Annotated in this window: 12 protein-coding genes; 8 read left to right on the top strand and 4 right to left on the bottom strand. The window is 36.0% G+C overall.

Annotated features, from left to right (window positions below):
* Positions 1-9: 9 nt before the first annotated feature.
* Positions 10-876 carry a TIGR03943 family putative permease subunit gene (locus HMPREF2810_RS11520; RefSeq protein WP_002382171.1) on the top strand — a complete coding sequence of 289 codons (867 nt, stop codon included), beginning with the start codon at positions 10-12 and terminating at the stop codon, positions 874-876.
* A 51-nt stretch (positions 877-927) separates the two neighbouring features.
* On the opposite strand, the gene HMPREF2810_RS11515 is transcribed toward HMPREF2810_RS11520, so the two are convergent.
* The gene (locus HMPREF2810_RS11515) at positions 928-1428 is read right to left on the bottom strand and encodes a threonine/serine exporter family protein (RefSeq protein ID WP_002382172.1); all 501 of its coding nucleotides are present in this window, start codon (positions 1426-1428) and stop codon (positions 928-930) included.
* A gap of 5 nt (positions 1429-1433) precedes the next feature.
* Positions 1434-2186, bottom strand: coding sequence for a threonine/serine exporter family protein (locus HMPREF2810_RS11510; protein ID WP_002357938.1), 753 nt, complete (start codon positions 2184-2186; stop codon positions 1434-1436).
* A 435-nt stretch (positions 2187-2621) separates the two neighbouring features.
* Between HMPREF2810_RS11510 and ireB the strand changes: the two genes are divergently transcribed.
* From ireB to HMPREF2810_RS11490, 4 genes are all read left to right on the top strand, one after another.
* Positions 2622-2891, top strand: coding sequence for a regulatory phosphoprotein IreB (gene ireB / locus HMPREF2810_RS11505; protein WP_002357937.1), 270 nt, complete (start codon positions 2622-2624; stop codon positions 2889-2891).
* Positions 2888-3310, top strand: coding sequence for a Holliday junction resolvase RuvX (gene ruvX / locus HMPREF2810_RS11500; protein ID WP_002357936.1), 423 nt, complete (start codon positions 2888-2890; stop codon positions 3308-3310). Before ireB ends, ruvX begins: the two co-directional genes overlap by 4 nt.
* Before the next feature lie 37 nt (positions 3311-3347).
* Positions 3348-3653 carry a DUF1292 domain-containing protein gene (locus tag HMPREF2810_RS11495; protein WP_002357933.1) on the top strand — a complete coding sequence of 102 codons (306 nt, stop codon included), beginning with the start codon at positions 3348-3350 and terminating at the stop codon, positions 3651-3653.
* Positions 3654-4152: 499 nt separating this feature from the next.
* Complete coding sequence (locus HMPREF2810_RS11490) at positions 4153-5001, top strand: helix-turn-helix domain-containing protein (RefSeq protein WP_070635611.1); 849 nt, start codon at positions 4153-4155, stop codon at positions 4999-5001.
* A gap of 73 nt (positions 5002-5074) precedes the next feature.
* Here the strand turns inward: HMPREF2810_RS11490 and HMPREF2810_RS11485 are convergent, their stop codons facing one another.
* Both HMPREF2810_RS11485 and HMPREF2810_RS11480 read right to left on the bottom strand, forming a co-directional pair.
* Entirely contained in the window at positions 5075-6244 is a 1170-nt protein-coding gene (locus HMPREF2810_RS11485; RefSeq protein WP_002382174.1) for an NAD(P)-dependent malic enzyme, read from the bottom strand.
* A gap of 31 nt (positions 6245-6275) precedes the next feature.
* A complete protein-coding gene (locus HMPREF2810_RS11480; RefSeq protein WP_002357930.1) occupies positions 6276-7601 on the bottom strand; it encodes a 2-hydroxycarboxylate transporter family protein in 1326 nt (441 codons plus the stop codon).
* Between the two features lie 147 nt (positions 7602-7748).
* Here HMPREF2810_RS11480 and HMPREF2810_RS11475 point away from each other — a divergent pair, with 147 nt between their 5' ends.
* The 3 genes from HMPREF2810_RS11475 (at position 7749) to HMPREF2810_RS11465 (ending at position 11500) form a co-directional block, all read left to right on the top strand.
* Positions 7749-9299, top strand: coding sequence for a Spo0B domain-containing protein (locus tag HMPREF2810_RS11475; protein WP_002382176.1), 1551 nt, complete (start codon positions 7749-7751; stop codon positions 9297-9299).
* The gene (locus tag HMPREF2810_RS11470; protein ID WP_002382177.1) at positions 9280-9972 is read left to right on the top strand and encodes a response regulator; all 693 of its coding nucleotides are present in this window, start codon (positions 9280-9282) and stop codon (positions 9970-9972) included. Before HMPREF2810_RS11475 ends, HMPREF2810_RS11470 begins: the two co-directional genes overlap by 20 nt.
* A 184-nt stretch (positions 9973-10156) precedes the next feature.
* Positions 10157-11500 carry an NADH peroxidase gene (locus HMPREF2810_RS11465; protein WP_002416912.1) on the top strand — a complete coding sequence of 448 codons (1344 nt, stop codon included), beginning with the start codon at positions 10157-10159 and terminating at the stop codon, positions 11498-11500.
* The last annotated feature ends 183 nt before the right edge of the window (positions 11501-11683 follow it).

Genomic DNA, 11683 nt, shown 5'->3' with positions numbered 1-11683 from the left:
CTACAATCGATGATACGATTTATTATTTTAATTGGATATATGGGGTTGATGATGTATCTTCAAATTTCAGGTGAGCTGAACCAATATATCAATATTCATTATAATTACTTAGCTGTTTTATCAATGGTTTTAGCTTTTATTATGGCGATTGTTCAATTGATTTTGTGGAACCAAGCAGATCCATCAATGCAAAAAAAACATGAAGACATGCACCATCATGGGGGACATGAACATCATGGCCATCAGCATAATTTGGAAAAACCCAGCCAAAGAGGGCTTGCCTATTTACTACTTTCTTTACCGTTGATTGTTGGCTTATTATTTCCGACAGTTAGTTTAGACACAACAATTGTTGAAGCAAAAGGCTTTAACTTTCCGGTAAGTAAAGAATCAGTAGGGGATCCTGATATGCAAACGCAATATTTGAAACCTGATACAAGTATGTATTTCAATAAGACGGATTATGATAAGCAGATGGCAAAAGCCATGAAACAATATGATGGCCAATCTGTGATTTCAATTACGGATGAAAACTATTTGGAAATTATGGAACTAATCTATAATTATCCAAGTCAATTTGCAGGAAAAAGGATTTCTTATAAAGGCTTTGTCTATAATTCAAAACGAGAAGAAAGTGTTGACCAATTTGTTTTCCGTTTTGGGATTATTCATTGTGTCGCTGATTCTGGCGTTTTTGGCTTGTTGGTTCATTTTCCTGAACATACGCAATTTCAAAACAATGATTGGGTAACGATTACCGGCACGGTTGAGTTGTCCTATTATCCACCGTTTAAACGACAAATACCAACTGTGCAAGTGGAGAAAGTCAAAGCAGATCAAGCACCAAAAAATCAATATGTCTATCGTTCCTTTTAAAAAAAGTTGGTTGCTTCCTTATCAAATGGAAGCAACCAACTTTTTTGCTATCTATTTTTTAATTTTGTTGCGCTTACGACGAATAAAACCCAAAGATTCTCTTTTTTCCCGAAAGCTGCGGATATTCTGATTGAAAACCTCAGAAGCGACTAAGCCTAACGCAATTGCCCCAGCAATCATTACAGCTTGCACGGTAAAATAGGCGCCTTTTTCATAATTGCCAATTACGATATTCCGAACAGCTTGATAAGCTAAGCCACCAGGTACCAATGGAACAATACCAGGAATATTAAAAATCGTGACAGGCATTTTCAATATTTTTGAGAATAGGTAGCTTACTGCCGCAACACCGACAGCACCGATGAGGGAACCTAATGCTGCATTTCCACTAAAAACTTCAACGATTACCCAATAAAGCATCCAGCTCACGCTACCAGTTAGACCACAAGCCACCAGTGATCGTCGAGGAACATTAATAATAATCGCAAACGCCGCAGAAGCTAAAAAACTAAAGATAAATTGTACCAAAACGATTCCTAGCAAGTAAGTCACTCCTTTTAATAGAAAAGTTGAAAGACAAAAGCAATGCCAAAACCAATCATTCCTGAAGTCATTAATGCTTCAGTCCCACGAGAAACACCCGATAAGTAGTGTCCGGCTAGCAAATCGCGAAGAGCATTGGTAATTTGCACACCAGGCACTAAAGGCATGACACAACCAATGATGATTAAATCTTGTGATTGTCCGAGTCCCAATTTGACTGAAAGGATAGCGGCTGCACCAATGAACAGCGAAGCTAAAAATTCAGATAAAAATTTAATCTTGAGAAACTTTAAACTAAAATAATAAAGACTATAGCCGCAACCACCAATCAGAAAAGTCAAGAATAAATCGGACCAGACGCCACCAAAAAGAATCATAATCGTAGCGCTGACAACGGCCGCACTAACAATGCGTGCGCTAATTGGAAAATGTCGGTGTTCACTATCAATCACTTTTAGTTTATTCAGTAACTCCTCTAAAGAAAAATCACCAGCCACATAAGCACGAGACAGCTGATTCACACGAGAGATTTTTTCTAAATCAATGCCACGTTTCATTACTTGAACCATACGAATCGTGGAGGTTCCATCTATGCCAACAAATAACCCAGTTTGTGTCACATAGCTAACCATTCGATAGTTGCCAGAAGCAAGCGCAATTCGGCTCATTGTATCTTCAACACGGTACATTTCTGCATCGCTTTCTATCATAATTTTACCAGCTAACAAACAGGTTTCTAAAAGTAAATCCAAATGAGCAGGAGTCATTGAGCAAGCCTCACTTTATGTATTTTCTTCTAGTGTACTACAAACGAACCAAAAAGAGGAAATAAATAACAGCTGCAATCGAAAATTTACATCGTAAACAGATTGTTAGCGAATTGTAACATTAAAAGGCTGATATTATTTAATCATAGATATTTAAAAGTTTTCAAAAGAAAAACGTCGATTTTTTCACAAAATGAATTGAAGGGAAAGGTGATATTCTGGCGATTTAGCAGAGCTTTATTCTTGTTTTATAAAGTTGTGTATTTGTTTTTATAATTTTAAAATTATCGATGGCTGTCATTTTTTTACGAAGCCTTTATTAATAAAAGACTAAGAAATAACAAAAAAGAGAGAAGGAGAAGAAATTTTGTTTGTAGTTTCGGTTCTTTTCTAGTAAAATGAAATTGTATAAAAGTAGAAGTGAGGTGTAGTAAAATGGGTTTTACAGACGAAACAGTACGCTTTGATTTTGATGATAATCGAAAAAAAGCAATCAGTGAAACGTTAGAAACCGTATATCGGGCATTAGAAGAAAAGGGATACAATCCTATTAACCAAATAGTAGGGTATTTACTTTCTGGGGACCCGGCTTACATTCCTCGTTATCAAGATGCTCGAAACTTAATTCGTCGTCATGAACGTGATGAAATCATGGAAGAATTAACCAAATATTACTTAGCGAACCACGGAATCGATATCAAATGAGGATCATGGGGCTAGATGTAGGTTCACGGACAGTCGGTGTGGCTGTTAGTGATTTATTAGGTTGGACAGCGCAAGGCATCGAAATTATTCGCATCAATGAAGAGGAAGAGAACTTCGGCTTTGAGCGATTAGGTGAATTGGTGAAAGAATACGAAGTCACGAAATTTGTCGTAGGTTTACCGAAAAACATGAATAATTCCATCGGTCCTAGAGCTGAAGCATCTATGGCATATGGTGATAAGATTCAAGAATTATTTCAATTACCTGTTGACTATCAAGATGAACGATTAACAACTGTCCAAGCAGAGCGTTTCTTGGTGGAGCAAGCAGATGCTTCCAGAGCCAAAAGAAAAAAAGTCATTGATAAACTAGCGGCAGTAATGATTCTACAAAATTATTTAGATGCACATAGCCGATAATTATCGAGCTTTGAATACATCAAGGGAGAGAAGAAGAATGACAGAACACAACCACGATCATGATCATGAAGGACATGAACACATTACTTTAGTAGACGAACAAGGAAATGAAACATTATACGAGATCTTACTAACTGTTGACGGTCAAGAAGAATTCGGTAAAAATTATGTTTTATTATATCCAGCAGGAATTCCTGAGGATGAAGATGTTGAATTGCAAGCTTACTCATATGTGGAAAACGCAGAAGGTACAGAAGGCGATTTACAGCAAATCGAAACAGACGCTGAATGGGATATGATTGAAGAAGTTTTCAATACATTCATGGCTGAAGAAGAAGAGTAAAACTGTAACGAGAGAAGCGCTACTTCTCCTATTGAGAAGTAGCTTTCTTAATAATAATTGTTATAATGTACATGTTGTTTCTATCATAAGATACTATCACTATCATTGAGTGTGGTGGATAAAGAAGGACAGCATTGTCTAGTTTTACAAGATGTTGTAAAAACGTAACATCCTTGTAATGACGTTAATTTGGTAACTATCTAGCATAATTTATAATTTGTGTTATACTAAGTGTGAGGTTTCAGAAATACTGTTAATTTTATAATATTAAATAAAAAATGGCTCCACCTACTGGCATAGGTAGAGCCGTCAGAAATTCAGTTAAACAAACACGTAATTATTGGTGTGGCGCATTGCCACGAACTGAAATTCCAGTTAATAAAGCAAGTAAATCAAACATATATTTCACCTCCTTTATTATGATAGCTTCATTATAACATTATCTGTAAAATGATGGTATGTTTAATACAAAAAAAATAGAAAGATTGGAGTTTTGACTGTGAGAGTAGCGGGAGAAAAAATCAAAACAGCGCGTAAAAAGAAAAAATTATCGCAAGCTGAATTGGCAAAAGGAATTTGTACACAAGCAACAATTAGTAACATTGAAAACAAAAATGTGTGTGACAGTTTAGACATTTTCTCATCTGTATGTCTACGTTTAGACTTACAAGTGGAAGAATGTATCGAAGGTTCTAGTGAGAAAAAACTCGAAAGCTTATTAAATAAAGTAGAAGAATTATGCTTTTACTTTAAGCACGATGAAGCCTATGATTTGTTGAAAGACTATCCAGATGATATCGAAAGTTCAAACAGAATTTTAGAAACAAAATTTTTCTATTATAAAGGAATTACGAGTTTATTAGGTAAGAAAAATAATAGCGAAGCATTGTTCTATTTACATCGTGGTTTTGAAATTAGTCGTGATATTAATATTTATAATATTTTGAGCATGAATGCGATTGGTATTTTATATGAATTAGAAGATGATATTGAAAAAGCAAAAGTTTATTACGATAAATCTTTACAATTGCTAAGCGAATTCAAATTAGATTATCCATTAGAGCAATGCCGTATTTATTATAATACCGCAAAATTCTATTCATTAATTAAAGACTATGCAAAGAGTATTGAATTAAGTGATAAAGGAATCGAAATTAATCGGACACACAGTTCTATTTACTCTTTAGATTGCTTATTATACGAAAAAGCGTTTAATAAACAAATGCTAGGACTAGATGCTGTTGAAGATTATCGTATTGCGTACTACTTTACACGTTTCTTTGAAAATAAAAAATTACTTGCTTATATTGAAAAAGATATGCAAGAGTTTAATATCAGTTTTAAATAATAGATTAGCGTTTCAGATTTTAAAAAGGAACAACTTAACTTCAGAGGAGTTAGGTTGTTCCTTTTTTCTCTTTTTAATTTGTTTCTTTGACAGCGTTACGGACGCTTTCGGCGACGACTTTTGCGACTCCTTCTTGGAATGGATCGGGAATAATATTGGTCGGCGTGAGTTCATTATCGGGAATCAATTTTGCAATACCTTTGGCAGCGGCAATTTGCATTTCAATCGTAATCTTTTTCGCCCGAGCATCTAAGGCACCGCGGAAGATACCAGGGAAGGCCAACACATTATTAATTTGATTCGGAAAGTCACTACGACCAGTTCCGACAATATAAGCGCCTGCCGCTAAAGCTTCATCAGGAAAAATTTCAGGAACTGGGTTAGCCATTGCAAAAATAACTGGCTGCTCATTCATCTGTTGAATCCACTGGGGTTTTAAAACACCTGGTGCTGAAACACCAACAAAGACATCAGCGCCTTCAAGAGCAGTAGCTAAATCACCAGTACGATGTTCCCGATTGGTTAGCTTCGCAATTTCTGCATGGTGTGGTGGCAGAGCTGTATCTGTTTCGCTTAGAATCCCTGTACGGTCAACAATGATAATATGTTTTACGCCAGCAGCTAAAAATTTTCTTGTAATTGAAAGACCAGCGGAGCCACCGCCGTTGATTACCACATGAATGTCCTCTATTTTCTTGTTGATTAATTTTAAGCTGTTGTACAAAGCCGCTAGAACAACAATCGCTGTCCCGTGTTGATCATCATGGAAAACGGGAATATCTAGTTCATCGATTAAACGCTGTTCAATTTCAAAACAACGAGGAGCGCTGATATCTTCCAAGTTAATCCCCCCAAAGGTTGGAGCCAAAAATTTCACTGTTTGGATGATTTCTTCAGTATCTTGTGTATCTAAAACAAGGGGAATTGAATCCACACCAGCAAAGCGTTTAAACAATGCAGCTTTTCCTTCCATGACAGGCATCGCTGCTTCAGGACCAATGTTACCTAAACCTAAAACTGCTGAACCATCACTGATAACGGCGACGGTGTTTTTCTTTGTTGTTAATTCGTAGGCGCGTTCTTTTTTTTCATGTATGGCAGAAGAAACAGCTGCAACACCTGGTGTGTAGGCAATTCCTAAATCTGCTTTTGTTTCAATCGGAACTTTAGGACAGACTTCTAATTTTCCCCCAAATTTTTTTGCTTGCTCAATCGCTAATTCTTTTACATCTTTTGTTGACATATCATTTTCCTCCTAAATAATTCACTTATGGTTAAAAAAGCATTCTAAAAATAGCAGTCATTGTTATTACTGTAATGGCACCGCCTAAACGTGTCGCAACTTGTGCAAACGGCATTAAGTTCATTCGATTGGCTGTACTTAAAATAGCCACATCGCCAGTCCCACCCATACCACTCTGACAAGCGGAGACAATGGCAGCCTCGACGGGATTCATATTCATGAAGCGTGAAACGAAAAATCCTGTAGCAATAACAGTGAAAACGACACTAATTACCACAACAAAATATTGCCAGCTAAGCATTCCTACGACATCTTTTAAAGGAATATATAACATACCTAAGCCGACCATTAACGGGAACGTAAAATTGCCAGAGATAAATTTATAAAGCTGTTTTGATCCGCGTTGGGTTTCTTTCGGTACTACATTTAAGTATTTTAAAAAGGCTGCGACAACAATCATCAAAACAGGACCAGGAAAGCCTGTTAAGTGTTGCAATAAACCGCCTGTAATAAATAAGGTACACGCAATTAAAACCCCAGCGCCCATTAATTTTACATCAATTGGTGCTTTGTCTTCTTCTAAAGCATCACTTAAATCATCTGAATTGGTAATTTTAATCAACTGACCTTGTCCAGAAAGTTCAGGGCGTTTTTCTCCTAAACGACTAAGTAAACCAGAACACATAATAGCAAAAAAATTACCAATAATGGTTGCGGGAATTAATTGCCCCACTAATTGTTCACTTGGCAATCCAGTAATGGCACTATAACCAAGGGATAAAGGAAGAATGCCTTCACCAATTCCACCAGCTAAAACAGGAGTGACGATATAGAAAAGGCTATGTTTCCAACCGAGACCTAACAGCGTTCCAACAAGGGTCCCAACACCCATTGCTAAAATCATTCCTAATGCCATCGGGACAATCATGCGCATTAAACCTTGGACTAAAATTTTGCGGTTCATTCCAAGGATACTTCCACAGACCAAACATGCAATATAGAAGTAGAGAAAGTTTGCTTGTTTCATTAAAATATCTGTTGAGTCTAAGACATTTTGGTTGAGTAAATTGAAAAAGACCATAATTGATGGTACTAATAAAGATAAAATTGCGGGACCGCCAAAATGTTTCAAAATAGGAATATTTCCACCAATTGTTCCAAGTAACCAACCCATTGTTAAAATTACGGCAAAACCACCTAACATATTGACTGGTAGTTGTTCTAATAGAGCCGTAACAAGAATAATGCTAGCTGTTACAAGATAAACAGGTAACGTAACCGAACCAATCCTCGTTTTGGTTAATTTGTTGCGCCAATCTGTTTCATTAGCAGCTGTTGCGTGCAATTTCTTTTCCATGCTATTTCCTCCTATAACTTTAATCTATATTCATCATAATGTAAACGTTTTCTGTAGAGTAGATTATTTAATTAATTTAACTAAAGAAAAGTTTTTTAACCAAATCTTCCTATGCTATACTTTATTTGAAGAGAAAAGAGGGATGGAATGAAGCGTGGCGGGAAATTATGGTGCTTCTTATCAGTGATTTTTATTGCAACATTAATTATTATGATTACTTTCTTTTACGGAGTAACGACGGTCCAAACAATTAAAGAAGTTCGTAAAAACCAAGAGCAAGCACTTTTAGCCGTCGGGGAACAGTTGGCTATTGAACCGAATGTTATTGAAGCCTTAAAGAATGATCACTATTCAGATGAATTGGAAGCGTATACGGTTCGTTTAGGTGAAATCCATCAGTTGGATTTTATCGTGATTATGAATATGCAGGGGATTCGTTTAACACATCCTGATCACCAAAAAATAGGTAAGCATTTTGAAGGTGGCGATGAAGTGCGAGCATTAAAAGGGGAGGAACATTTGTCTGTTAGTCAAGGGAGTTTAGGAGAATCATTACGAGGTTTTGTCCCAGTCTATGATCAAGGAAAACAAATTGGGGTTGTGGCAATGGGCATTAAAATGACCTCGCTTTCACAATTGATTGAACGAACAAAAAATGATTACACAGTGAGTGTCCTTTTAAGTGTTGGTTTTGGCTTTATATTAGCCATCGTGGTTTCTTATTATTTAAAAAAACAACTTCACGATTTAGAGCCAAGAGAAATTGCTCGTCTATTAGAAGAGCGAAACGCCATGCTTGAGGAAACGAAAGATGCAATCCTTGTGATTGATACCGATCAAAATATTTTATTAGCAAATATTGAGGCGACTAAAATGTATCATAATATAACAAATAGTGAAGAAAATTTACTAGGAAAGAAACTTTCAGCATTGGTTTTATCTCCTGAAAAATTAGTCGTACATTCAAAAACAGAGCAATTTTATCGTCAAAATGGCCAGGATTATTTCGTCTCAATCGCCCCGATTAATGTCCGTAAAAAAACAATTGGGCATGTTATCTTTCTGAAAAATGCGACGGAAACGTTTGTTGTCGCAGAACAGCTTGTCAGCACAACAACATATGCTTCGGCATTACAAAGTCAATCACACGAATTTATGAATAAGATGCATGTCATTTATGGCTTAGTCGATTTAGAAGATTATGAGGCGCTAAAACATTATCTAGCCGATTTATTGAAACCAGAAAAGGAATTTGCACAGCGCTTAGCTATTTTGGTCAGAAATCCTATTCTAGCAGGTTTTTTAAGTGGGGAAAGAATCAAGTTTGCAGAAATTAAAACACAATTAGCTATTGAAATTTATCCAGAAATTCCACCAAATAAACGAGATGAAGATACGCAAAATTTGATTGCTATCTACCGTTATATTCATCGTTTCCTGATGGAACAACCGTTACCAGAAGAGATCATTGAAACCATTGATTATCAGCCAGGAAGTTTGACGACGACTTATTCGTTTGCTTATCCAAAAGAACAACTGGAACGCTTTGAACAAGAGTTTTTCACTTCTTATTTGGCAAGATTATTAGAGAATGCGGAAGCGACATTGACTTGGGAAAACCAACAAAACAATTGGCTTGTCCTTCGCATAAATGTTCATTACGAAGGAGCAGAGGAAAATGAACCTATTGATTATTGAAGACGATCCTATGGTTGCATATATACATCAAAAATATCTTGAAAAATTAATTCACCAACCGACTATTTTTACGGTTGCAACAATTGCTGAAGGTCTACAACTAACGAAAGAAAAACAACCAGCACTTGTTTTATTAGATGTTCATTTAAAAGATGGCAATGGCTTGACCTATCTGGCAACAATTAGAGATGAAAAAATTGACACAGAAGTTATCCTGATTACGGCTGCCAACGAGTTGGAAAATGTTAAACGAAGCTTACATTTAGGCGTTTTAGACTATTTAGTTAAACCCTTCTCTTTTGAGCGATTTCAACAAAGTATCGAAAACTATCAGAAAAAAGCTGCTCAATTCACGCTGGAAACGGAGGAGCTTTCGCAAACAAAAGTGGACCAATTGTTTCATTCTTCACAGACAAACGCACGTAAAAATGAACAAGATATTCAAAACCTATCCTTAGAAAAAGGACTAACACAAGCAACATTACAACTATTGTTAAAAAAAATAGACGAATTTACCGACTATTTTACGATTCAAGAATTATCAGAAGCGAGTCAGCTTTCACATGTTTCTGTTCGCAAATATGTGTTGTTTCTAGAAAAAAATAACCTTTTAGAAAGTAAAAATAGCTATTTAAAAGTGGGGCGTCCCTATCAATCGTATCGGAGAATTTAGTATTTTTTATTTTTTAGTAAATAAAAAAGTAATTGAAAAGAGGCGAAATACAGCGGATACTCCTTTTTATTCTCATTTAAAGAACTTAATTGAGAATGGAGAAGAGGATATTACTTGTTATTTTTTGAGAATATATGATATTCTTTATTATGTAAGAAATAATATTATATGGGAGGAACGAGCGATGAAAGTTATTGTTTTAGGATCATCACATGGAGGTTATGAAGCGGTAGAGGAATTACTAAATCTTCATCCTGATGCAGAAATTCAATGGTATGAGAAAGGTGATTTTATCTCATTCTTGTCTTGTGGCATGCAGTTGTACCTAGAAGGAAAAGTGAAAGATGTTAATTCTGTTCGCTATATGACTGGCGAAAAAATGGAGAGTCGTGGTGTGAATGTCTTTTCTAATACTGAAATTACAGCGATTCAACCAAAAGAACATCAAGTGACAGTGAAAGATTTAGTGTCAGGTGAAGAACGTGTTGAAAATTATGATAAATTAATCATCAGTCCCGGAGCTGTCCCATTTGAATTAGATATTCCAGGTAAAGATTTGGATAATATTTACTTGATGCGTGGTCGTCAATGGGCCATTAAATTAAAACAAAAAACAGTAGATCCAGAAATCAATAATGTGGTTGTGATTGGTAGTGGTTATATTGGGATTGAAGCTGCCGAAGCATTTGCAAAAGCCGGTAAAAAGGTTACTGTTATTGACATTTTAGATCGTCCATTAGGGGTATATCTAGATAAAGAATTTACAGATGTTTTAACAGAAGAGATGGAAGCTAATAATATTACCATTGCAACTGGTGAAACAGTTGAACGTTACGAAGGCGACGGTCGTGTGCAAAAAGTCGTTACAGATAAAAATGCGTACGATGCTGATTTGGTCGTTGTAGCGGTTGGCGTCCGTCCAAACACTGCTTGGTTAAAAGGTACCTTAGAATTACATCCGAATGGCCTAATCAAGACGGATGAATACATGCGGACAAGTGAGCCAGATGTATTTGCAGTAGGGGATGCTACGTTAATTAAATACAATCCTGCAGACACAGAAGTAAATATTGCCTTAGCAACGAATGCTCGTAAACAAGGTCGCTTTGCTGTGAAAAACCTAGAGGAACCAGTTAAACCTTTCCCTGGTGTTCAAGGATCTTCTGGCTTGGCCGTCTTTGATTATAAATTTGCTTCAACAGGGATTAACGAAGTCATGGCTCAAAAATTAGGAAAAGAAACAAAAGCGGTGACAGTAGTAGAAGACTACTTGATGGACTTTAATCCAGACAAACAAAAAGCTTGGTTTAAATTAGTGTATGATCCTGAAACAACACAAATTTTAGGCGCTCAATTAATGTCGAAAGCAGATTTAACTGCAAACATTAATGCTATTTCATTAGCGATTCAAGCCAAAATGACGATTGAAGACTTAGCCTATGCGGACTTCTTCTTCCAACCAGCGTTTGACAAACCTTGGAACATTATTAATACAGCGGCTTTAGAAGCGGTGAAACAAGAACGTTAATAAAAACAGACAAGAACGATGCTGAAAAATAGTATCGTTCTTTTTGTATATTTTCAAAAAAATAACAACGTACTTTTACTTTTTTTCTAAAACAAAGAATTTTTTTACTCTTACTAAAATTTCAAAATGATGTAAAAATAAAAGCAGGTCGCAAGTGACCAAGAAATTTTAGGAGGAATTTTA

Origin of the sequence: Enterococcus sp. HMSC078F03 (genome assembly GCF_001811595.1) — a bacterium.
Taxonomy (GTDB): Bacteria; Bacillota; Bacilli; order Lactobacillales; family Enterococcaceae; genus Enterococcus; species Enterococcus faecalis.
Note: the sequence above shows the minus strand (reverse complement) of the source record. Positions and strands in the feature narration are given on the sequence as shown.